Origin of the sequence: Mesorhizobium sp. AA23 (assembly GCF_001672435.1) — a bacterium.
GTDB lineage: Bacteria > Pseudomonadota > Alphaproteobacteria > Rhizobiales > Rhizobiaceae > Mesorhizobium.
Map to the genome: position 1 here is coordinate 638536 of NZ_LYTP01000023.1, position 21296 is coordinate 659831.

The 21296-nt window shown below is 61.5% G+C and carries 17 protein-coding genes and 2 pseudogenes; 7 read left to right on the top strand and 12 right to left on the bottom strand.

The annotated features are described in order from the left end of the window. Positions 1 to 4 precede the first annotated feature (4 nt). From tkt to A9K66_RS19765, 6 genes and pseudogenes are all read left to right on the top strand, one after another. Positions 5 to 2002, top strand: coding sequence for a transketolase (tkt, locus tag A9K66_RS19740; protein ID WP_245307591.1), 1998 nt, complete (start codon positions 5 to 7; stop codon positions 2000 to 2002). Further along, a complete protein-coding gene (locus A9K66_RS19745; RefSeq protein ID WP_067326919.1) occupies positions 1999 to 3006 on the top strand; it encodes a class 1 fructose-bisphosphatase in 1008 nt (335 codons plus the stop codon). The genes tkt and A9K66_RS19745 overlap by 4 nt, the downstream gene beginning before the upstream one ends. Positions 3007 to 3016: 10 nt before the next feature. Further along, positions 3017 to 4069, top strand: a complete 1053-nt coding sequence (fba, locus tag A9K66_RS19750) for a class II fructose-bisphosphate aldolase (RefSeq protein ID WP_067326922.1) — start codon at positions 3017 to 3019, stop codon at positions 4067 to 4069. Positions 4070 to 4163: 94 nt separating this feature from the next. After that, a pseudogene (locus A9K66_RS19755) lies at positions 4164 to 4856 on the top strand (DeoR/GlpR family DNA-binding transcription regulator); the annotation flags it as partial. Positions 4857 to 4936: 80 nt separating this feature from the next. Beyond that, on the top strand, positions 4937 to 5707 hold the full coding sequence (locus A9K66_RS19760) for a triose-phosphate isomerase (RefSeq protein WP_067326929.1): 771 nt from the start codon (positions 4937 to 4939) through the stop codon (positions 5705 to 5707). 11 nt (positions 5708 to 5718) lie between these two features. Next, a complete protein-coding gene (locus A9K66_RS19765; RefSeq protein WP_067326932.1) occupies positions 5719 to 6180 on the top strand; it encodes an RpiB/LacA/LacB family sugar-phosphate isomerase in 462 nt (153 codons plus the stop codon). 84 nt (positions 6181 to 6264) lie between these two features. On the opposite strand, the pseudogene A9K66_RS30415 reads toward A9K66_RS19765, so the two are convergent. Together A9K66_RS30415 and A9K66_RS29705 are read right to left on the bottom strand one after the other, a co-directional pair. After that, positions 6265 to 6372: pseudogene (locus A9K66_RS30415) on the bottom strand (aldolase); the annotation flags it as partial. A gap of 675 nt (positions 6373 to 7047) precedes the next feature. After that, complete coding sequence (locus A9K66_RS29705) at positions 7048 to 7710, bottom strand: hypothetical protein (RefSeq protein WP_245307604.1); 663 nt, start codon at positions 7708 to 7710, stop codon at positions 7048 to 7050. A gap of 107 nt (positions 7711 to 7817) precedes the next feature. Here A9K66_RS29705 and A9K66_RS29710 point away from each other — a divergent pair, with 107 nt between their 5' ends. Continuing rightward, complete coding sequence (locus tag A9K66_RS29710) at positions 7818 to 8048, top strand: helix-turn-helix transcriptional regulator (RefSeq protein WP_082953969.1); 231 nt, start codon at positions 7818 to 7820, stop codon at positions 8046 to 8048. A 651-nt stretch (positions 8049 to 8699) separates the two neighbouring features. Here A9K66_RS29710 and A9K66_RS19785 read toward each other — a convergent pair. The 10 genes from A9K66_RS19785 to A9K66_RS19835 all read right to left on the bottom strand — a co-directional run bounded on the left by A9K66_RS19785 (position 8700) and on the right by A9K66_RS19835 (position 21280). After that, on the bottom strand, positions 8700 to 9128 hold the full coding sequence (locus tag A9K66_RS19785; RefSeq protein WP_156751104.1) for a hypothetical protein: 429 nt from the start codon (positions 9126 to 9128) through the stop codon (positions 8700 to 8702). 37 nt (positions 9129 to 9165) lie between these two features. Continuing rightward, a complete protein-coding gene (locus A9K66_RS19790; RefSeq protein ID WP_067326947.1) occupies positions 9166 to 10626 on the bottom strand; it encodes a hypothetical protein in 1461 nt (486 codons plus the stop codon). Beyond that, positions 10613 to 11068: a DUF5681 domain-containing protein gene (locus A9K66_RS19795; protein WP_156751105.1), complete on the bottom strand. Its 456-nt coding sequence runs from the start codon at positions 11066 to 11068 to the stop codon at positions 10613 to 10615. The genes A9K66_RS19790 and A9K66_RS19795 overlap by 14 nt, the downstream gene beginning before the upstream one ends. Before the next feature lie 499 nt (positions 11069 to 11567). Continuing rightward, positions 11568 to 12953: a DNA modification methylase gene (locus A9K66_RS19800; RefSeq protein WP_197507493.1), complete on the bottom strand. Its 1386-nt coding sequence runs from the start codon at positions 12951 to 12953 to the stop codon at positions 11568 to 11570. Positions 12954 to 14120: 1167 nt separating this feature from the next. Continuing rightward, a complete protein-coding gene (locus tag A9K66_RS19810; protein WP_245307593.1) occupies positions 14121 to 15779 on the bottom strand; it encodes a glycerol-3-phosphate dehydrogenase/oxidase in 1659 nt (552 codons plus the stop codon). Positions 15780 to 15781: 2 nt separating this feature from the next. Continuing rightward, positions 15782 to 16549 carry a DeoR/GlpR family DNA-binding transcription regulator gene (locus tag A9K66_RS19815; protein ID WP_067326960.1) on the bottom strand — a complete coding sequence of 256 codons (768 nt, stop codon included), beginning with the start codon at positions 16547 to 16549 and terminating at the stop codon, positions 15782 to 15784. Continuing rightward, a complete protein-coding gene (locus tag A9K66_RS19820) occupies positions 16546 to 18072 on the bottom strand; it encodes an FGGY-family carbohydrate kinase (protein WP_067327185.1) in 1527 nt (508 codons plus the stop codon). Before A9K66_RS19820 ends, A9K66_RS19815 begins: the two co-directional genes overlap by 4 nt. Before the next feature lie 75 nt (positions 18073 to 18147). Then, complete coding sequence (locus A9K66_RS19825; RefSeq protein WP_067326963.1) at positions 18148 to 19020, bottom strand: DeoR/GlpR family DNA-binding transcription regulator; 873 nt, start codon at positions 19018 to 19020, stop codon at positions 18148 to 18150. A gap of 144 nt (positions 19021 to 19164) precedes the next feature. Continuing rightward, on the bottom strand, positions 19165 to 20112 hold the full coding sequence (locus tag A9K66_RS19830; protein ID WP_067326966.1) for a D-ribose ABC transporter substrate-binding protein: 948 nt from the start codon (positions 20110 to 20112) through the stop codon (positions 19165 to 19167). A 115-nt stretch (positions 20113 to 20227) separates the two neighbouring features. Continuing rightward, on the bottom strand, positions 20228 to 21280 hold the full coding sequence (locus A9K66_RS19835) for an ABC transporter permease (protein WP_067326969.1): 1053 nt from the start codon (positions 21278 to 21280) through the stop codon (positions 20228 to 20230). Between the last annotated feature and the right edge of the window lie 16 nt (positions 21281 to 21296).

Here is a 21296-nt window from a genome sequence, read left to right on the forward strand (position 1 = left end):
GCGAATGATCCCGGCGAATGCATCGATTTCCGATATGGCGAATGCGATCCGCGTTCTTTCGATAGATGCCGTTGAAGCGGCCAACTCGGGTCATCCGGGCATGCCGATGGGCATGGCTGACGCCGCGGCCGTGCTCTTTGCGAGACATCTGAAGTTTGACGCCAGCGACCCAGCCTGGCCGGACCGTGATCGTTTCGTACTATCGAACGGACACGGCTCAATGCTGCTCTACAGCGCGCTCTATCTGAGCGGCGTGCAGGACGTCTCGATCGAGGAAATCCGCAATTTTCGCCAATGGGGCTCCAAGACTCCCGGGCATCCTGAGTATGGCCATACCGCTGGCGTCGAGATCACGACCGGCCCGCTCGGGCAGGGTATTGCCGGGGCCGTGGGTATGGCCATCGCCGAAAGGCGTCTCTCGGATGAATTCGGCCGGGAGCTCGTGGATCACTACACCTACGTCTTTTGCGGCGACGGCTGCCTGATGGAGGGCGTCGGCCAGGAGGCGGCCTCGCTCGCTGGCCACCTGAAGCTGGGCAAACTGGTTGTGCTCTATGATGACAACCAGATCACCATAGACGGTTCGACCGCCGTTTCCTTTACCGAGGACGTCCCGGCCCGTTTCATAGCCTACGGCTGGCACGTCGAAAGCATCGACGGCCATGATCCGGCCGCCATTGATGCGGCAATCACCCGCGCCAAGGCTGAAACCGGCAGGCCGTCACTGATCGCGATGAAGACGGTCATCGGCTATGGCTCGCCAAACAAGGCCGGCAAGAGCTCGGCTCATGGCGCTCCTTTGGGAGCAGTCGAGGCTGCGGCGGCAAAGGCCGCCTATGGCTGGCCACTCGCGCCGTTTGAAGTCTCATCAGCAATACTTGAAAGCTGGCACGCAATCGGCACGAGAGGCGCTGGTGCTCGTGCCGATTGGAGGGCGCGGCTCGATGCCGTGGACGCCGGCCGGAAGGACGAATTCCTACGCCGCGTCGCCGGCACGATGCCGGACAACTATGGGGCAGTGGTTGAGGCCGCCAAGGGAAAACTCCTTGATCATCCCCAGGCAGTCGCGACCCGCAAGGCTAGCCAGATCGCCCTGGAAAGCCTGGCCGCCGCGCTGCCCGAGATGATCGGCGGTTCGGCCGATCTTACCCATTCCAATCTCACCCGTGTCGCGGCCGTCGACAGCGACTTCACGCCAACCGGCTCCGGGCGCTACGTCAGCTATGGCGTGCGTGAATTCGCCATGGCTGCGGCCATGAACGGCATAGCCGTGCACGGCGGCCTTATTCCTTACGGCGGCACGTTCCTGGTCTTTTCGGACTATTGCCGCAACGCAATCCGCCTCTCGGCGCTAATGGGAGTGCGCTCGATATATGTGTTGACGCATGACTCGATCGGGCTTGGCGAAGACGGTCCAACCCACCAGCCGGTCGAGCACGTGGCAAGCCTGCGCGCGATCCCGAACCTGCATGTCTTCAGGCCCTGCGATGCCGTCGAGACCCTGGAGTGCTGGGACATCGCGTTGCGCGACCAGAACACGCCGTCAGTCCTGGCGCTTTCGCGTCAAAACGTTCCCCAGCTCCGATCGGAGAGGGACGGCGTCAACCGGGCGGCAAAGGGTGCCTATGTCCTCAAAGAGGCTGGCCCGTCGCGCGACTTGACAATTCTCGCTACCGGAACCGAGGTCGCGCTGGCCGTTGCCGCAGCCGCCGAATTGAGCAACCGGGGCATCCAGGCGGCTGTTGTCTCGATGCCGGCCTGGGATCTCTTCGAGAAGCAACCGAAATCGTATCGGGAGGCCGTCCTCGGTAGGGCGCCACGTATCGCGGTCGAGGCCTCGTCCAAGTTCGGCTGGACGCGTTACGTCGACAGTGAGGACGATGTTATCGGCATGAACGGGTTCGGCGCCTCCGCCCCCGCCGAAGTACTTTACGAACGCTTTGGCATCACCAAGCATGCCATCGTTACACTGGCTCTGGAAAAGTTGGGAGCAACGCGATGAACGTTCTCAGGCTTGCCAATGATCAGCCAGCGCGCGCCAAGCAGGCGGTCGAGGACTATCTGGAAGACTGGGCAGGTCCGGACATGCTCCGCCTCGCCATAGCGAAGCAGATCGACGCCATCGTCAACGCAGCGCGCGCCTTATCGGCCAGGATCGCCTTGGGCGAAATTCCTGGCAATCCGGCTGAGATTGTCGGTGTCAATTCCGACAGCGACAAACAGAAGGCGATCGACGTCGCTTCACATCATTTGTTCCTCGGGCTGCTGCGGGAGGCCGGTGCGGCTCAGGTCCTGTCGGAAGAGGCCGAGGCACCGGCCATTTTTGCTGAATCGGGGCTCGCCATTGCCATTGATCCGCTCGACGGATCCGGCAATGTCGGACTGGGGGCCTCTCTCGGAACGCTCTTTTCTATCGCGGCCTTCAACCAGGGAGAGGACCCTTTCCTCAAACCGGGAAGCGAATTGCTTGCGGCCGGTTACGTGTCCTACGGAAACACTGTCGATCTCGGCTTTTCAGTCGGTGATGGGGTCGTCCTGTCGACGTTGAACTCCAGCGATGGAAGTTTTTACGTCACCCGAGAGAACGTTCGGATTAAGCCCGACACGGCGGATCTGGCATACAATGCCTCGTTGCATCGCCATCTCCTTCCGTCGACCCGTTCCTACGTCGACGATTGCCTGAGGGGCAGCACCGGGCCTCGCGGTCGCGACTTCAACATGCGCTGGCTGGGCGCTGCCGTCGGAGAACTTCATCGCATCCTCTTGCGAGGCGGGGTCTTCCTTTACGTTGCAGATACCCGTCCCGGCTACGAGCAGGGCCGCTTGCGGCATGTCTATGAAGCCAACCCAATCGCATACCTCATGAGGGCGGCCGGCGGTCTGGCTACCGATGGAAGGGTTGACATCCTTGAGAAGACACCACTGTCGCATCATTGCCGGACGCCCTTGGTTTTCGGTTCAGCAAATGAAGTTGAAGTGATCTCCGGCCTGGTCCGTAACGCATAGGGAGGAAGCAATGGCTAGTATAACTTTACGCCAACTGTTGGATCACGCTGCCGAACATGCCTATGGCGTGCCTGCTTTCAACATCAACAACATGGAGCAGGCGCTGGCCATCATGGAGGCGGCCAGCAAGGCGGATTCTCCGGTCATCATGCAGGCCAGCCGCGGTGCGCGTGCCTACGTCAATGACATCATGCTGAAGCATATGATGGACGCTGTCACGGAGATCTATCCCAGCATCCCGGTCTGCGTGCATCTCGATCACGGCAATGAACCAACCAATTGCATGACGGCGATCCAGGCCGGGTTCACCTCGGTCATGATCGATGGATCGCTGCGATCTGACGGCAAGACGCCGGCCAGTTGGGACTACAATGTCGATGTCACAAAGAGCGTGGTGGATTTCGCCCATTGGGGCGGCGTATCGGTGGAGGGCGAGCTTGGCGTGCTGGGGTCGCTGGAAAGCGGCGTCGGCGAAGCCGAAGACGGACACGGCGCCGAAGGCCCGCTGTCACACGATCAGCTTCTTACCGATCCTGATGAGGCGGCCGACTTTGTTGCAAAAACCAAAGTGGATGCGCTAGCGATCGCAATGGGCACCAGCCATGGTGCCTACAAGTTCACGCGCAAGCCCGACAGCGACGTGCTTGCAATGCACGTGATCGAGGCCATCCATGCGAAGCTGCCGAACACCCACCTTGTCATGCACGGCTCCTCGTCGGTCCCGGACGAGTTGCAAGAGATCTTCAACAGGTTCGGCGGCGAGCTCAAGCCGACCTGGGGGGTACCGGTCGAAGAAATTCAGCGCGGCATCCGGCACGGGGTCCGCAAGATCAATATCGACACCGATTGCCGCATGGCGATGACCGGCCAGGTCCGCCGCGTGCTGAGCGAAGATCCGTCGGAATTCGATCTGCGCAAATACATGAAGCCCGCCATGGCAGCCCTTTCCAAACTTTGTCGCGAACGCTTCGAAGCATTCGGCTCGGCTGGCCATGCGCACGGCATCGCGCCGTTGACGCTTTCCGAAATGGCCGACCGCTATCGCACCGGGACTATCCATTGAGTGCGACATATTGGACATTGGGCGCGAGTCGATCGTAGCAACAGACGCCACGCGCGGGAGGCCCGCTAGCCGGCGGCGAACGGTGGAGGGGCCCTTGAAACGCGAAGAGCGCAGGCAGGAAATCATCGATCTTCTGATTGAGAGCCGCGCCGTTGATCTTGATGATCTCGCATATCGCTTCGCAGTCTCGAAGATGACCATCCATCGCGACCTCGACGATCTCGAGCGAGCCGGCGTATTGCGCAAAGTGCGCGGTGGCGCGACCATCGACCCAGGCACCCAGTTCGAGAGCGATTTCCGCTTCCGAGAGCTGCAGGAGGCCGATGTGAAGCGGTCGATTGCGGCGGTAGCGTCTGAGCTTGTCGAGCCAGGCATGACCGTCATGATAAACGACGGATCGATGGCGGCGATGCTCGGTGACGTGCTGGCAAAGAAAAGGCCACTTACGATCATCACCAACAATGCAGCGATCATCGATCGGAACAAGCGTGACAGCGGCGCCACCCTGATCGCCGTCGGGGGGGTCTATTCCGCCAAGTTCAACGCCTATTTGGGGATTGTCGCTGAGGAAGCACTCTCGCGCTTGCGTGCCGACATAGCCTTTGTCTCAGCACCGGCCGCGTCGGGCCGCCGTGCCTATCACATGGACGATACCGTCGTGCGCAGCAAGCGCGCCATGATCGCCTCGAGTAGACAAAGCTGCCTTTTGGTCAATAGCCGGCGCTTTGGTCACACGGCACTGCACGTGCTGGCCGATCTCAACGATTTCGGCACGATCATCTCCGATAAGCCGTTGCCACACGAGACCGCTGTGCAGCTCGAAGGTGGACGAACCATCATCAAAATTGCCACCGAAGAGGGAACGGAATGACCGCAAACCGGCAGTTGTGGGTCGGCACCAGCTGGAAGATGAACAAGACGCTTGCGGAAGCGCGTGTTTTTGCCGGCGGCCTGCAAGGCGCCGACGGCGGGCGCCATGACCGTGTCCAGCGTTTCGTCATTCCGCCTTTCACTGCCGTCCGTGAAGTCAAGACGATGCTGAAAGGGACTTCAGTCAAGGTCGGCGCGCAGAACATGCATTGGGCCGCCGAAGGCGCCTGGACCGGCGAAGTGTCGCCGGTCATGCTCAAGGATTGCGATCTCGATCTCGTCGAGCTCGGCCATTCCGAGCGTCGCGAACATTTCGGGGAGACCGATGAGACCGTTGGCCTCAAGACCGAGGCAGCAATCCGCCATGGCCTTGTGCCGCTGATCTGCATCGGCGAGACGCTGACGGATCGCGAAAGCGGCCGGGCGACCGATGTCCTGGCGAAGCAGGTGCGCGGCGCGCTCGGCAGGTTGACCGGCAGCCAGCGAGAGGCCGAGATCCTGCTTGCTTACGAGCCGGTTTGGGCGATTGGGGAGCGCGGCATCCCAGCGACCGCAGACTATGCCAACGCGCGGCACGCCGAGATAGCCGGGTTCGCCCAGCAGATCCTCGGCCGCCGCATACCCTGCCTCTATGGCGGCTCCGTCAATCCCACAAATTGCGAAGAACTGATCACCTGCCCGGACATCGACGGGCTCTTCATCGGCCGTTCGGCCTGGAACGTCGAAGGCTATCTCGACATCCTGGCGCGCTGCGCCGCCAAAATCTAAAGGAGACAGATATGAAAATCGCCGTGGCAGGAGATGGTGCGGGCGAGGGGCTTGCCAAGATCATCGCCGACCACCTCAAAGAACGTCATGAGGTGAGGGAGGTTTCGCGCACCGAGGCCGGTCCGGACGCCTTTTATGCCACTCTGTCGGATCGCGTCGGCTCCGCGGTGCTCAAGGGAGAATATGACCGTGCTATCCTCGTTTGCGGCACCGGCATTGGCGTCTGCATCGCGGCTAACAAGGTGCCAGGCATTCGCGCCGCTCTGACGCACGATACCTATTCGGCCGAGCGCGCCGCACTTTCGAACAACGCACAGATCATCACCATGGGATCGCGCGTCATCGGCCCGGAGCTGGCGAAGGCTATCGTCGACGCCTTTCTGGCGCAGAGCTTCGACGAGAACGGCCGTTCGGCCGGCAACGTCAAGGCGATCGACGAGGTTGACGCCAAGTATAACCTGCCGTCCCGCTAAGGACTGAAGGCTTTCGTCTCGCCCTCGGGCAGCGCTCGACGGAGACCGCGGCAGTTTCCGTCGATGATGACGCCCAAGCATGCCTCAGTTGCTGTCCGACAACTCGTTTCGCTGCTCCGGAGTGAGCGGTCGCAACTCGCGTCCGTGCAGCATGAGGAACAGCTTGGCGGTCTCCTCAAGTTCCTCGGTGGCGCGTAAATCGAACGCTGCGAAATCCGGCCCGTCATCGGCAAAACCTATCCGTTGAGCCGGAATGTTGAGGCGCAGAAGGATTTCCTCTCCAAGAGCATCGCTCAAAAACTCGTGCTCACGATCCCCTGCCTCGAGATTGAAGATGACGGATTTGAAGATCAAACAGATCGATGTCTTTTAGGTCGATTTTGCCTTACTCCGGCAGCGTGTATCTGTTGTCGGCGGAAGGGAATATCGGAGTTTCGACGCGACGATCGTTCGCGTCACCACCGACAATGGGCTTGAGGGTTGGGGTGAAAGCACGCCGTACGGATGAACCTGGATCGCATTGGCTCGATACGCTGGGTGAGCCTGTCGCGAGTTACTCTTAGCAACAATCGCCTGGGCCAGCTCGCGTAAAAATGGCGCGTTAGGATGCCCATGAGGATCCGAGAGCTCGCGAGTTACATAAACGCTAGCCAACCGGCCGGGGATCGAGTTCATCGCAGCCGTGCGTCCGCTTTCGGCACTGTGCACCCTGTTTGCGGACTGCCGGCTGTCGGTCCCATTTCAGACTACTAGACAAGAAAAACCCGCCTACCGAGCAGACGGGCTGTTCCCTTCGTGCCGCGCCGCTTCCTGGAATGGCCCCGCCAGAGATACGGGAACCAGATAGGCACCACCCGTCATCTAGCGCTAGAGCAGCCCCAGTGCTGCAAAATCTCGCCTTTTGGCCATGCAGAAATCGTAGCGCAGATCGTCTGAAAGACCTTTGAAGGCCATCATTTCAAAGGCTGGCGCCTTATCGATTTGGTAGTAGCGAGCGATCTGGTCGTTTGTCATTGTTACGCCGGTTTTGGCGGCGAGCGACTTTATGGCGTCGATCAGGCCCTGATCTTCATACCCAGCATCTACGCATTGCTTTGCAGCAAGTCCAACATGCAGGATCAGGAAAGCCAGTTGGATGTTTTGCTTTGAGTATCCTTTCTGTTTGAGCTCTTCCCTAAGGGTGTCGATCGGCTGCGCTTGCGCCACAGCGGGTTTGCTCCCAGGCCCGCATTCTGCTTCCCTAAAGACAGTCCAGGTTCGGCCATTGAGGGTGCCAGCAGATTTGGCAGCGTTATATTTGGCGCTGCATTCTGCCATTGTCAGTGCATTAGCTGGTTGGCAAGGTGCTAAAGCTGCCAGTCCTACCAGGAGGGCGAACCAAAATGCTGACCTGGTGTCCATTCCTGTCGCGTGACCGAAACCATTTGTCCGCAGGTGTCTGCTGTCTTCGGTGATAGCAATTTGAGCCAAATCTACCCGCCGGCTCAGGCCGCGCCGCGTCGAATTTTCATCGTAAAACCAAACAGTCATGGTCACCTCTGACTTCGTTGGGGAAATGGAGTCGCTCGGGCCGCAGAAAGCGACAACGACGAGTATACTCCGTGGAGTATACTCTGCAATCCGCTGTTCTACGTCCGATGGACATAAGGCAGCTTTTTGCTCAGAATCTTCGTGCAGCCCGGGATGCAAAAAAGCTGTCTCAGGAAGCTCTTGCCCATGGGGCAGACCTCGATCGGACCTACATCAGCTCGCTCGAACGGGGCCGCTACTATGCGAGCCTGAAGGCGATCGAGAAGATCGCGAAGGTTCTGGAGATAGACCCAGCCGAATTGCTTCGCAAAGAGGGAGATTCCTCCGACCGCGAGTAGCAAGAGCTGAGGGCTTGCGTCGAACCTGGCCACCAAGCCAGCTCCAAGGCCGCTCCGCTGAAATGGTGCTGCGCGGTAGCGTCCGCGACCGCGGACGTTCATCGCGCCACTGTCTTGTTGGTCGCAGTCAAAGCCTGCCGCCAGATTGAAAGGATCTTTTCCATGGCCTCTCTGCTCAGATGGGCGAGCGGGGGCAAGGGCGATGGGTTCGATCTGATCGGCTGTGGTGCTAAGTGACTGGAGTATCGCCACCGCGCCTTCCAGCATTTTGAGTTCCGGCTCGATATCGAACAAGAGTTGGCGGAGAGCTTCGAACTCACTTTTGTCGAATATCTTGTCCCGCCTCTTTGCCATAGCTCTGATCTCGCCTTACCGCGAGACCAATGCTTGCTTTGTTAGGGAAGTCCAGTTGATTTTATATCAAAACTATAAATGTCGTAGTTAGATTGTCGGCGATACGGAGACGATGGTTGCACCCAACTATCTGGCGGCATGCTGGGCTATGCCAAAATCAGCAGGGCTTGGGAGGAAGCCGGCGCCAGCGCTAGCGAAGGAGGCCGCTGCGAAGCGCAAAGCCACGATATTCGACTGGTTGATCGGCGGCCGCTCGAGGAGGTCCGAGCGGCCGCTCGCGTTGTCAACGTGAGCTTCTTAGCGCAGCCTTCCCTCCCGCTCTGCTTTGTCGAGCCGGTACTCGCGTAGATCGACAGTCTGGCTGTCGTCGATATCGAGGACCTCCACGGTTCCGCGGAGCATTTCTGGCGAACGTTGGTAGACGATCGTGGAGCGGATCCAGACCACCTCGAACACCCTTCCCATGGGGCTGATACGGAACGTGGCAACGAAGGGCTGGTCGGTGAATTGCCAGTCCGGGAAGGTGGGTCCCCATGTCCGCTCGTTGGGAAGGTCAGGCCGCTGAGTCTGATCCTTCAGATCGTCGATGAGAAGACTACGGTCCTCGCGCCTGAAGCCGAAGATGTCCCTGGTGGCGCCATCGATCGAGTGTTTGAAGGTAGTAAGATTAAGGCTCCAATGGCCGACCATTGGGGGTTTGCGAATTATTGTATCCAAATAGTCCATAGGTACCTCCTTAGGGCTGAGGGGGCGGGTTTGTCGGTCAATTGCGGATCATTCGCTTGATGGAGTGGTAGCGGTCGCGCCTGTGCGCAGGCCTGCCAATGCCGATGGCAACGAGTTCGTGACCGGGCGCGGGCGTGGTCTCGGCGATCCATTTGAGGTATTGCGTCAGGGCATCGATCTGGTCGTCGTTCGACCCGTGTGGGAAGGAAAACGCCTCGTCGAGGAAGGCCTCAAGGCCTGGCATTGCCTGCCACAGATGGACCTGCTGGCTGTTGACCTGGTTCATGACGGCTAGAAGCCGCTCCAGCTTGGAGGCGGTTGGGCTCATGGCGATCACGTTGGCTCCGAGGCCTTGCAGCTCGGCAAAGAGGGCAGGGCCAAGGGAAGCGGATTCGACCAAATGGTGGGTTGGCTTATAGAGGTCGTTCAGCGCCTTGGCCGTGCTCGCCAACTCAGCGTAGTCCATCCGTTTGCGAAGGATATGGCGGAGGTAACTGACGTTTTGGTGCCGCACGAACACCAAGGCCACCGAATAGGATGACTTTGGGTTGGTCGAGGAGGCGACGTCCCAGGAGATGATGGTTTGCCCGCCTTGGGGCACACTGGACATCAAGGGGAAGTCGCTTCGCTTGAGCAAGCCGCCGTCAATGGTGACCGGGCGGTTTTGATACTGGGTCGCAAAGACGTGGGAGGGCGTCTCGCGCTTGAGGTTTGCCAGGATCTCAGGCGTGTAGATCGTCGGCTGGAGTACCTCGCCCTTTTTGCGGCTAAAGACGAAGTTGCCAACTTCATGACGTTCATCCTCCTCGGCCTCCAAAGCAAGCACGAGTGGATCAAATCCCTCCCCAAGCAATTTGCCCGAAAGATCGTCTGGATGCGTTCGGTGGGTAATGAGGAGGCGTGCACCCGTTTGAGGATTGTTGCGGCGCGTCTTGAGCGTCGTTTCGTAGAACAATTCCACTGCGTCTCTTGACACGATCGAGAACGCTTCTTGTGGAGAGATGGGGTCATCCATGACGAGAAGATCTGCGCCATGGCCAGTCAACCGACTGCCAAAACTGCCGGCAATGAGGCCGCCGCCCAGGGTCGTTTCGAAGTCCATTGCAGCCTGCTTGTCATCCCTCAGGCGAAACTCCGGAAAGATGGTTTGGAAAAATGGGCTGCGAACGAGACTCAGGATCTTGAGCGCTATGGTATTGGAAAGGGTCAACGAGTGGGTGACGAGCATCACCCGCTTCGTCGCGTTTCGCCCGAGATACCAAGCGATTGCGCATATGACGCAAAGGGTTTTGAGGTGCCGAGGTGGCATGTTAACTACGCCTTGCCATGCTCGGCCCAGAAGCATTCGGGCGCCAATCCAAAGCAGCAACAGATCGACATACTCAAAATGCTGATAGCTGCCTGCCAATAGGATACGCAGGGCACGCACACCGAAAACGGCGAGGTCGTTACGGGAGGCTATTCGCAGCGCTTCTCGAGTGTCCTCATTGTTGGTCATGACCGCTCTCCTTCTCCGTTTCATCCGGTGCGGACGTGTTGGCTGGTTCCGTTTTGGTGTGGCTAAACAAGTGTCGTTCGACAAAGCGTTCGAGGGCCGCGACGTCCTGAGCGCTCACGTCCTCACCTGGCTTGGCACCGCCGTCCTGCTGGAACTGCTGCGGCAACAGCTCCTTGATCTCTTTCAAGGCCCGCACGTCGCCTTTCATGGCTTTGGCGACGAGCGTCTTGACGATCACGGTTCGTTTGGTGAGCTTCAATTCGCGTCCGTTCTCGCGCACGATGACGGACTGTTCGAGCTCGGCTAGAATGCCGCTGGCAAAGCTCTTCGATTTGGTCTTCGGTCGACCTTTTGGATTGCCGGACTGGCCCGGTCGAAAACGCCTATGTTTTGGGGGCTTGCCATAGCCCACGCCCTCGTCGTCATCCTTTTGGTCGCTCATGACCGCACCTCCGCCGTGGCTGCCTTTGATGCTGGGCGAGTGGATGTCGTAAAAGCGTGGGACAACCGGGCCAACGAGGGCCCAACTTGAAAACCTCGATACATAATGGCACTCCTGCGAGCGCCCCTGGAAAGTCCCGCGAGACAAGAGGGAAGGGCGCGCAAATCTCGCGCCGCGGCGGCTTTATAAGATAAGTTTAAGCTGTTTGGCGGAGTGGCGATCACGCTCCCTGTGAGGGGACTTTGCAAAACGAACAGCGAAGGGTTGCGGTCTGTTGGAAGGCTGTTCCAATTGCGCACGGATGGGGCCTTTCTGTCGGTATGAATTTCTAAAAAGCGAGCTGCCGCGGCCCAATCGATGGGTCGGATGTGATCGACGGGGCTGGTCAAGCTGGCGGACGAATTTCCGTGCCTCGGCCAGTAGCCGAGGCGTCGCGTAGGGGGAGGAATGCAAGGCCGTTTATCTCGAGGTCAGTCGCCAAGCGGCGAAGAGCGGCGCCCTACGAGGCCTCGGGTGGCCTTGGCGCCTTTATACCCTCCAGGAGCAAAGGCGCATGCGATCCGCTGCTGCCCTTCCAGCTAGCCTTGGCGACCTTCTCGGCTGCGCTGAAGATCATGCCATCGCCAAGACGAACCGCGTCCTTGCCGGTCTCGGCCTGCCAGCGACGAATGGCGAGGTCGACAAAGGTCGGTTCGATCTCGATCCCATAGCAAAGCCGACGGGTGCGTTCCGCCGCGATCAGCGTCGAGCCCGATCCAAGGAACGGGTCGAAGACGATATCGCCTGGCAGACTGGCATCACGAATTGCGTCCGCAACCATGGCCGAAGGCTTTACGGTTGGGTGTTCTGCAAGCAGATGGCGCTCCGGGCCCATGACGTTGACGCCTCTATAGTGCCAGACATTCGAGCGAGAGCGGCCGTGCTTGCCGAGTTCGACATTGTTGCGGTGGGGCACACCGTGCCGTTTGAAGATTGCAACGAATTCATGCTGCGAGCGCAGGAAACTGCCCATGCCAGCGTTGGTCTTGACCCAAACAGCCACATTGAGAAGTTCGAGCCCCAGGGCCTCGCCAGCGTCGATCAAAACAGCGATTGAGCGCCAGTCCATGCACACATAGGCAAGCGCGCTTTGTGAAAGGCGGGGGAAGAGCGCCTCGAGCGTATTGCAGAGAAAAGCTCGGAACTCCGGTCGGCTCATCTCTCCGGAAGCCATCGCGAATTCATTGTGTTCGGTTCTGCCCAGTCCCGATACGAAACCCTGGATCGGGACGTTGTATGGGGGATCGGTAAAGCTGATCGCGGCAGTCCCAGACTGGAATAAAGAGTCTAAGAGCGCTTCGTCGCGAAAATCGCCGCAAGCAATCCCGTGGGCCTTTCCCGGCTCGCCAAGGATCCACAAGTCTCCAGACCGCGATACGGGAATGTTGGAGACCATTTTCGCGTCGATATGTTCCTCGACGCCGGATGGGTCGTCGACGACTTCGATAGCGCTCTCGATCTCGAACGTATCAAAGCCCGTAAGTTCAATGTCGTAGCCAAATTCGATCAGATGGTTCAGTTCGCGCGCCAGCGCGTCCTTGTCCCACTTGCCACCTTCAGCCAAACGGTTCATCGCCAAGCGAAGGGCCCGCCTGTCGACTTCAGCCAGATGGGACACATCGATCGTCAAGACATGCGTGAGCCCGGCTTTGCCGGCCGCCTCCAGTCTGGCATGTCCGTCGACGATATGGCCACCTTGCTCGATTAGCAGTGGAGCAAGTACGCCGTACCTACTCACACTCGCTAACAACTTGCGGCGCTTTTCAAGCGGGTGATTGCGCGAGGCGAACGGTGAAACCTTCAGCTCAGAGATCGCAGTGAGCTGCACTTCGAGATGATTTTTCATAGGGACCTGATCTCCATTGCGCATGGAGGAGTCCATGCCCCCATATATAATTGGCAGCGGACAAAGAGGCCGCGCTCAAGCCCTGTTTCAGGGCAGAATTTTGCGCTTTTGGGAGGGAATCTTGAGCGGCGTTGCGCAAGTGCAACAAACCGGCCGGTTTTGAGACCCTGCGGCCGTTCAAGCGGCCAATCTGACAGCCTCACCTTACAGGTGCAACAGTCAGAAAGCGAAGCAGCCGATAATGGTCTGAGAGAGCCTCAGGTCTCGGTGTCTTCGATGACAGAGGCCGGCGGTGGGCGATAATGGCTGTCACCTGAGATCGCAACGTTCGAGCCAGAAATCTGAAACCTCTGTCGCACAAGCGCGATCCGCGCCGGCGTTTGGATCCGAGAGTCAGCGTAGATGTAAAAACGATCCTGGCTTGGCGAGTAAACAACCCGACCGCGTGGCCAGTCCTCGTATTCGGTGGATAGCAGTGCCGCACTTAGGTTTCTCGCGCGCAACCAGGCCGGACCGCGCCGTTTCATCTTTTCCCAAAAGTCATAATGGCCGCACGGATGGGTCAGCAGCTCGCCATATGTCTCGGCACCGGCAAGGTCGAGTGTATCGGCCAGGATGGCATCACACCCGTCCCGGTCGACTAGGAGCCAGAAGTATCCCACCTTGCCGGCTCGACCGTTAGGGTGGTCACTAATAGTCCTGTCACCCGACATAAGCCGACCTAGCCCCGATCCGAACTACGCTGAGAGCAGCGCTCGGTACTTTTCAGCCGAGGCGTGGCGCTCTCACATGACATGGCAAACCCCTTGCTTTTGCACAGAAGTCAAGGGCGCAGAGTCCTCGGTGTGGCCATTCGTTGGCTGGGTCAAAGTCGCATAATATGCAGTCTGGAACTACCCTGCATTGGGTCCATCTGAACCACGGAAAAACGGTCCGACTGCTTAGCGCGCCATGTCGGTTGTCAGGTGGGGCGCTATCGAATAACAGATATGCGAGCGAACACGGTGACGCTTCGCATCGGTGGCAAGGAGTTGTTGGCAGGCCGAGCGAGCTCAAAAGGCGCTAGCACAACGGCCCATTAGTGCATAAGGCACTTGGTCGGCCCTGGTGGACATCCACCGCCGTGGCCGGCTGTGTCGTCGACGTCGACTGGCAATGGGATCCTGGCTATTCAAACCAAAATCGGTGCCGCTCCGTGAGCTCCTTCGACGTCGCTTCCAGCTCCTTCTCGCGCTGCCCCGCATCCCACCCCAGCGCGGCCGCCGCGGCGTCGGCGATTTGTTCGAGATTGCCGCGGCTGAGCCGGCCGGTGATCGCCAGCGCGGTGCGCCGCATGACTATGTCGACCAGGTGGGCGACATTTTCGTTGCGCGCCAGCCAATCGATTTCCGCCAGCGTATAATCGGACGCGCCGGCAAGCGACTCCGTCTGCTGTTCGGCTTCGTGCGCCAGGATGAGGCGGGCGGTCGTGCCATAGCGGTCGAGCAGTTTTTCGGCGCGGGCGGGCGATGCACCCGTCTCGGCCGTGATAGCGGAGATCCAGCTTGCATGAGCGGCCGCGTCGGCCGGAAAATCGCGGCCGCCGCCGATGGCGAGGCTTTGCGTGCTTATCCGCCTCGGCTGGCCAAGCCTGGACAAGAGCATGTCCGCCACCTCTTCGGCGAAGCCGCGGAAGGTCGTCCACTTGCCGCCCACCAAGGACACGATCGGCCAGGTTCGGTTGCCCTCGATCTCCATGACGGGCGCCGAGTGGTCGCGGCTGATCAGGCCAGGCGCGGTGCCGTCCGACGCCGGCAGTGGGCGGATGCCGGAATAGGCGTAGACGATCTGCTCGCGGCAAAAGGCAAGACCGGGCAGAAGCTCGCTGAGGCTCGCCAGGAAATAGTCGATCTCGCCATCCTCGCAGCGCACCGTCTCGGGGTCGGCGGCCCGGATATCGGTCGAGCCGACCAGCGCCCGGCCGAGATAGTCGAACACCAGGCATATGCGGCCGTCATTGGCCTCGAAATAGATCATGCGGCCGTTCAGCGCCCGCAGCAGGTCGGGATGGTCGAGCAAGATGTGCGAGCCCTTGGTGCCGCCGATCAGCCGTGACGGCACGCCGAGTGCAGTGTTGACATGGTCGATCCATGGCCCGGCCGCGTTGACGACGATGCGCGGCCGGAAGCCGAGCTCGCCGCCGTCGGGCAGGGCGAAGCGCACGACGCTGCCGTCGCTGTCCAGCAATCGCACATAGTTCAAGGCGTCGGATTCGGGGCTCGCCCTGATCCCGTCCTGGAGAAGCTCGAGCACCAGCCGCTCGGGATGACGGACGGTGGCGTCATAGTAGGTGCCGGCCGCGACGATGCCCGGCGTCAGCGGCGGTATCTCGCTCAGCGCCCGCGCTTTAGACCACATACTATGCCGGGGCATGACCCGGCGGCGGGCGCCGTAGAAGTCATACATGGCAAGGCCGATCTTGATCAGGAGAGCGCCGCGGCCGCGCGGAGCGGTCGTGCTGCCGAAAAGGGTGCGCAGCGCGTCTCCGATGCCCGTCAGCCAGGAAAAGACCGGGATGACGGTCGGCAGCGGCCGCACCGCATGCGGGGCATTGCGCAGCAACAGGTTGCGCTCCAACGTCGATTGCGCGACGAGGCCCAGCTCGCCCGTTTCGAGATATTTGATCCCGCCATGGATCAGCCGCGACGGCGCGGCGCTGGTGCCGGAACCGAAATCCGCCTTGTCGACGATCGCGACCTTGAGGCCCTGTTCGCACAGATCGCGAAACAGGCCGGCGCCGTTGATGCCGGCGCCGATGATGAGGACATCGACATCGCGTGTCGCCACGATCATTGCACCGGCAAGATCTTGAGATTGACCCCGGCCGCCTTCAGGTTGCCGGCAACCTCGTCGGGAAGGCCGTCGTCGCTAAGCACGAGATCGAAGTCGGTGAGGTCTGCAAACAGGTGCAGCGCTACCTTGCCGAACTTGGAGGAATCGATGAGCAGCACGCTGCGCGAGGCCGCTGCCGCCATGGCCTGCTTCACGCGCACCACCTGCGGGTCCTGAATCAGCGTCGCGGTGTTGTCGATCGCCGAAGCTGAGCAGATGAGCAGGTTGACCCTGATCTTCTGCAGCGCGTTCTCGCAGATGTGGCCGATGAAGGCGTTGTACGTCGGATGGTATTCGCCGCCGAGCAGGATCAGCTTCAGCTCGTCCTTGCCCACCAGCTGTTCCGCCAGAGACAAGCTGTTGGTGACGACGGTCAACGGCGCGATCTGGGGCAGCAGTGGGCCGAGCGCATTGGCGGTGGTCGAATCGTCGAGCAGCACGACCTGGCCTGGCTCGATCTCGGCCAGAGCCGCCCGGGCAAGCGCCCGCTTGGCCGCCGCCGCATGCGTCTCGCGGAAACGGAAGAGGCTTTCGTAGACGCCGGACGGCTGCGCGCTGACCGCGCCGTGCAGCTTGCGCAGCACGCCTTGGCGCGCCAGCTCGTCGACGTGGCGATGGATGGTCATGCGCGAGACGCCGAATGCCGTCACGAGCTCGTCGATGCGCGCCTCGCCATGCTGAATGACATAGTCGGCGATGTCCTGACGGCGGTTGTCCGCGTTCATCGCGTTCCCCTTTCCGCCAGCGCTTCGATCGACGGCCAGGCCTCGGCGAGGCGGTTGGCGATGTCGCAGTGCAGCCCGTAGCGCTTGTCCATGGCGGAGCTGCGCTCAGGGGAGGGCCGGTAGGTGCGGCCAAGCGCTGCCAAGTCGCGCGGATCGTGCCGCGGCGAGGCGAACAGGCCGACGCCGGCGCCGGCGCAGAGTGCGGCGCCCCATGCGGCGGCTTCTTCCGTCTCGGTCACCGTGAGCGGCATGCCGAGCACATCGGCGAAGACCTGCGCGAAGGCCGGGTTTCGGGAAATGCCGCCGGTCAGCCGCGCCTCGCGCGGCGCAAAACCTTCGCGCAGCGCATCGACGTGGACGCGGTGGTTGAAGGCTATGCCTTCGATCACCGCGCGCAGCATGTCGCCGCGATCATGCCAGCCGCGCAACCCGAGGAAGCCGGCGCTGGCGGCCGGGCCATGCGGCGAGCCGAACAGATAGGGATGGAAGAGCAGTGTCGAGGGCCGCGCCAATGCCGCCTCGATTTCAGGACCGACGATGGCGTGGATCGAACGCCCGTCGGCTTCCGCCGCTGCCCGCTCGGAACCGCACAGCGTGTCGAGGAACCAGTCATAATTCGCCGCCGATGCCGGCGAGATCGACATGTTGTTCCATTCCCCGGGCTTCAGGCCGTTGCGGCAGAACCAGCGGGCATCGATGCGCGGCGCGGCCGAGACCGTCTCGTTGATCGAATAGGTGCCGGCGACGATAGCGACCACGCCTTCGCCATAACCGCCGATGCCGAGCGCCGAGGCAGTTACGTCGTGCAGGCCGGCCACCACCGGCGTGCCGGCAAGCAGGCCTGTGTAACGTGCCGCCTGCACTGTAATGGCGCCGACGATTTCGTCCGGCCGCGCCGCCGGCGGCAGCGCATCGGCGAGTGCTTCGAGACCGAAGATCGGCAGGATGTCCGGCGCGTAGGCCTGGCTGTCGACCGCGGTGAAGGAGGTACTCGCCTCGGTGAGGTCGGTGCCCAGGCTGTCCGTCAGACAGAAACGCAGCCAATCCTTGCAGGCAAGCACATGGCCGATGCGGGCAAAGCGCTCCGGCTCGTGATCGCGAATCCAGGCCAGTAGCGAAGAGGGCGCCGACGCATGCGGCGTCTGACCGGTTCGCGACAGCGCCTTGCCGGCCGTCCCGTCGGTTTGCCACTGGGCGGCGACGTCTCCAGCTCGGCTGTCCAGCGACAGGATGCCGTATCCGAGCGGCCGGCGGTCGCGATCCAGCGTGTAGAGCCCGTCGCCATGCGCGGTGGCGGCGACGGCGGCGATGTCCGAGGGTGGACGTCCGCAGCCGGAGACCGCTTCCGCGATCGCTTCGGCGGCGGCGTGCCACAGCTCGTCCATGTCGCGCTCGACATGACGCGGTTCGGAGATGAACTGCGGCAAGCGGCGGCGGGCCACGGCCAGCGGCGCGCCTGCCTCGTCGAAAACCACCGCCTTGGTGACGGTCAGCCCGCTATCGATTCCCAGCAGACAGGGCATACGCTCCTCGCCATGCACCGCGTGCATCTCTTGAGGTTTTCGCATACCATCATGTTAAATTAACATCAACGGATGTTACAATAAGCTGCCTGTAACATGTTCTTGTCGCACGGCGGCGACGACGACGGTCATGCCGCCTGCCTTCATATCCTCGACCTGTCGCGGCGGGGTTCCGTCGTCGACGACGATGACGTCGAACTCGTTCAGCGCGCACATGGCATGCAGCGCCCGGCGCTCGAACTTGGTGTGATCGGCAAGCAGGATGCGCATGGCGGCGCTGTCGAACATGGCGCGCTTGGTCTCGACCATTTCCGGTGACTGGTGGAACACCATGCCGTCGGTGATGGCCGACATCGACATGAAGACGCGGTCGGCCCGCAGCCGCCGGATCTCCGTGACCGTGACCGGACCCATGAAGGCGTTGCACCAGTGGTAAAACTGCCCGCCAAGCCCGAGCAGCGTCAGGTCGCGCGTGTCCTTGAGCTCATTCATCAGGGTGATGGAATTGGTGATCGCCGTCAGCGGCACGCGCGCGGCAAGATGCGGCACGAGCTGCAGGACGGTGGTGGAATCGTCGAAGAAAACGGCTTGTCCGGGTTCCAGGAAGGACGCCGCCGCCTGCGCAATCGCGCGCTTCTCGGCTCCCTGGCGCGAGGAGCGGTAGACGTCGCTCGATTCGATGAGGCTGGTCGGGGCGGCCGAGACGATGCCGCGCGTCTTGCGCAGCAATCCCTTCTCGACCAGTTCGTCGAGGTCGCGATGCGCGGTCATCAGGCTGATGCCGAAACGCTCGGTGAGATCCTCGATGCGCATCGTGCCCTCGGCCATGACGGCCTCGGCAATCATCCGGCGGCGCGCCAGCTGGCGCGCGTGGCGGCTGTCGGCGGGCACCTGATCCCCGGCAAGGGTCTTCAACGCCTGCTCGGGCCGAATCTCGCGATCTGTCATCCAAGCCTCTCCTGCCGATGCCATTCGCATATCTGGCGCCGATGGCAAGCGGGCACCTTGGGGGCAGGTAGGGTTTTGCGCATCGAATGTCTTTGCGCGGGAGGAAAAGGGGCGCGCAACGTTTGCGCGCCCCAATCCGGCGGTTCACTGGGAGAGCGTGAACGGCCCGGTGTATTTGTCGACATTGTCCTTGGTGATCAGGGCGCAGTCGAAGAGCTGCTTCTCGGAGGCAGCACCCGTCGAGCCGGTCTTGATGAACTTGTCGGCCTGCTTCACGGCTTCGGCCGAGAAGACCGCCACAGGCTGCAGCACCGTGTACTGCATCTCGCCCGCCTTGACGGCGGCGACCGCGTCCGGTGAGCCGTCGAAGCCGCCGACCTTCACCTGGGAGAGCTTGCCGGCTTCCTTCAGCGCCGCGATGGCGCCGAGGGCCATCTCGTCATTGCCGGAAATGACGCCCACGATGTCGGGATGGGCCTGCAGCAGCGACTGCATTTTCTGGTAGCCCTGGGTGCGGTCCCAGTTGGCCACTTCCTTGCCGGCCTTCTTGAGGTCCGGATATTGGGTGAGCACGGTCTCATAGCCGTTCGAGCGCGTCGCCGCGTTGTTGTCGGCCGGATTGCCGAACAGCTCGACATAGTTGCCCTTGTCGCCGATCGCCTCGACCCACTGCTGCGCGCCGATCGCGGCGCCCTGGGCGTTGTTGGAGACGAGCTGCGCCTTGGCGAGACCGTCCTGGTTGATCTCGGCGTTGACCAGGAAGACCGGGATGTTGGCGGCGATCGCCTTCTTGACCGCGCCGATCGAACCGTCGGCATTGGCCGGGTCGAGAATGATCGCCACCGACTTGTTGGTGATGGCGGTGTCGATCATCGTGCTTTCGGTGTTGGTGTCGCCCTTGTGTGCGCTGACATTGGCCGTGTAGCCGAGGCTCTCTGCCGTGGCCTTGGCGACCTGGCCTTCGGTGAGCCAATACGGATTGGCCGGGTCGGTCACGATGATGCTGATCAAGCCGGCCGCCCAGGATTGGCTTGCCATCAGCGGCAGCGCCGCGGCGGCGACCAACAGGATCCTTCTGGTTTTATCGATCATTTCTCTCACTCCCTCTACAGATTGTGGTTTCGGATTGCGGTTGCCGATTTGTCTCGGCCTTCTTTCCGGCACTGTCTCCTTGCGGTCCCGGAGAAGCTTTTGGCGAGGCGCGGCGTCACTGTCGGACGCCGCGGGCCCCGTATTGGATGGTGTTCATGAGCACGGCGAGCACGATGACGGCGCCGGTGAAGACGGTCTGCCAGTAGGAGGACACGCCGATGATGACGAGGCCGTCCGAAAGAAAGCCGATGACGAACGCGCCGAGCATGGTGCCGCGCACGGTACCGCGCCCGCCGGTCAGCGCGGCGCCGCCGATGACGACCGCCGCGATTGCGGTCAGCTCGTAGGTCGTGCCGGCGGTCGGACCGGCCGATGTCAACTGCGAAGAGAGCACCAGGCCGGCGATGGCGGATAGAATACCGGAGAGAGTATAGACCGTGATCTTGACCCGCTTGACCGGCACGCCTGACAGGTCGGCCGCGTTCTCGTTGCCGCCCGCGGCATAGAGCCAGCGGCCGAAGGAGGAGCGGCTGAGCATCAGCCCCGTCAGCCCGGCGAGGGCCGCCAGGACCAGCACGCTGATCGGCACCCCGAAGAGCCGGTTGAAGCCCAGCCAGTCGAAGCCGGTGTTGCCGAGGTCCGGCCGGCCGGCGAGATTATTGTAGGTGAGGCCGTTGGTCTGCAGCAGCGCGATGCCGCGCGCCATGTACATGACGCCAAGCGTGGTGACGAAGGCGGGCACTTTGAACCAGGCGATAAGGATGCCGTTGAGCGCCCCCAGCAAGGCGCCGAGCGCGCAGGTCAGCACGACCACGGCCCATACCGGAGGAAACAGGATGACGCCGAGCGGTTTCAACTCCACGCCCTGCATGAGCGCGCCGGCGACGACGCCGCACAGCGCCAGGATCGAGCCGACCGAGAGGTCGATGCCGCCGCTCAGGATCACCACCAGCATGCCGATCGCGAGTATGCCGTAGATGGCGACATGCGAGGACATGATCAGCAGATTGGAGACGGTGAGGTAGTTCGGCGACAGGAACGAGAAGACGATGATGATGGCGATCAGCGCAAAGAAGGCGCGGCCCTTCAGCAAGAGCTTGATGGGACTGGTTGTCCCCCTCATGGCTGTGGCCGGGGCAGAGATGCCGTTGGCGCTCGGTTGCGTCATAGTTCTTTTCCGTGCT

What these genes read in the sequence shown, in the direction of transcription:
- tkt (WP_245307591.1), top strand. Translation starts at nt 5, where the DNA reads ATGATCCCGGCGAATGCATCGATTTCCGATATGGCGAATGCGATCCGC.
- A9K66_RS19745 (WP_067326919.1), top strand. Translation starts at nt 1,999, where the DNA reads ATGAACGTTCTCAGGCTTGCCAATGATCAGCCAGCGCGCGCCAAGCAG.
- fba (WP_067326922.1), top strand. Translation starts at nt 3,017, where the DNA reads ATGGCTAGTATAACTTTACGCCAACTGTTGGATCACGCTGCCGAACAT.
- A9K66_RS19760 (WP_067326929.1), top strand. Translation starts at nt 4,937, where the DNA reads ATGACCGCAAACCGGCAGTTGTGGGTCGGCACCAGCTGGAAGATGAAC.
- A9K66_RS19765 (WP_067326932.1), top strand. Translation starts at nt 5,719, where the DNA reads ATGAAAATCGCCGTGGCAGGAGATGGTGCGGGCGAGGGGCTTGCCAAG.
- A9K66_RS29705 (WP_245307604.1), bottom strand. Translation starts at nt 7,710, where the DNA reads ATGACTGTTTGGTTTTACGATGAAAATTCGACGCGGCGCGGCCTGAGC.
- A9K66_RS29710 (WP_082953969.1), top strand. Translation starts at nt 7,818, where the DNA reads ATGGACATAAGGCAGCTTTTTGCTCAGAATCTTCGTGCAGCCCGGGAT.
- A9K66_RS19785 (WP_156751104.1), bottom strand. Translation starts at nt 9,128, where the DNA reads ATGGACTATTTGGATACAATAATTCGCAAACCCCCAATGGTCGGCCAT.
- A9K66_RS19790 (WP_067326947.1), bottom strand. Translation starts at nt 10,626, where the DNA reads ATGACCAACAATGAGGACACTCGAGAAGCGCTGCGAATAGCCTCCCGT.
- A9K66_RS19795 (WP_156751105.1), bottom strand. Translation starts at nt 11,068, where the DNA reads ATGAGCGACCAAAAGGATGACGACGAGGGCGTGGGCTATGGCAAGCCC.
- A9K66_RS19800 (WP_197507493.1), bottom strand. Translation starts at nt 12,953, where the DNA reads ATGAAAAATCATCTCGAAGTGCAGCTCACTGCGATCTCTGAGCTGAAG.
- A9K66_RS19815 (WP_067326960.1), bottom strand. Translation starts at nt 16,549, where the DNA reads ATGAACGCGGACAACCGCCGTCAGGACATCGCCGACTATGTCATTCAG.
- A9K66_RS19820 (WP_067327185.1), bottom strand. Translation starts at nt 18,072, where the DNA reads ATGCCCTGTCTGCTGGGAATCGATAGCGGGCTGACCGTCACCAAGGCG.
- A9K66_RS19825 (WP_067326963.1), bottom strand. Translation starts at nt 19,020, where the DNA reads ATGACAGATCGCGAGATTCGGCCCGAGCAGGCGTTGAAGACCCTTGCC.
- A9K66_RS19830 (WP_067326966.1), bottom strand. Translation starts at nt 20,112, where the DNA reads ATGATCGATAAAACCAGAAGGATCCTGTTGGTCGCCGCCGCGGCGCTG.
- A9K66_RS19835 (WP_067326969.1), bottom strand. Translation starts at nt 21,280, where the DNA reads ATGACGCAACCGAGCGCCAACGGCATCTCTGCCCCGGCCACAGCCATG.